Source organism: Streptomyces sp. WAC06614 (genome assembly GCF_003949795.1).
Classification (GTDB): domain Bacteria; phylum Actinomycetota; class Actinomycetes; order Streptomycetales; family Streptomycetaceae; genus Streptomyces.
In genome coordinates this window covers 1-539 of sequence record NZ_RPRY01000774.1, presented here as the reverse complement: position 1 = coordinate 539, position 539 = coordinate 1, and the positions used below count along the sequence as shown (strand labels likewise).

1 protein-coding gene is annotated in these 539 nt (G+C 62.2%); it reads left to right on the top strand.

Annotated elements, in window-relative coordinates:
• Positions 1 to 539 (top strand): glycoside hydrolase family 26 protein (locus EF918_RS36435; protein ID WP_260611033.1); only part of this gene is annotated, 539 nt, incomplete at both ends.

Genomic DNA, 539 nt, shown 5'->3' with positions numbered 1-539 from the left:
GGGAGATGAACGGCATCACGTACACCCATCGCTGCGGGCCGGACCCGGAGGCCTGGAAGAAGTACTGGAACAGGATCGTCACCACCATGCGTTCGGTGCCGGGCCAGAAATTCCGCTTCGATTTCACGCCGAGCCGCGGTCAGGACGCCATCGGCTGGACGAAGTGCTATCCCGGTGACGACACCGTCGACATCATCGGAATGGACTCGTACGACCAGCCGGAAGGCATCTCATTCGACCAGCAGGTGAAAGAGCCGTACGGGCTTCAGGAGCACGTGGAATTCGCCAAGTCCCACGGCAAGGCAATTTCCTATCCTGAATGGGGACTCTTCCGCAACGGAGACAACGCCGAGTACATGCGGCGCATGCTCGCGTGGATGGACGAGCACAAGCCGCTGTACAACACGCTCACGGACTACTGTCCGCACGGCGTCTGGCAGTGCGACGACAACCCCAAGGCGTCGGAGATCTACCGGTCCGTGCTCTTCGGACGCACCGACGAACCGACACCGGCGCCGACCGAGCCCACGAGACCGATC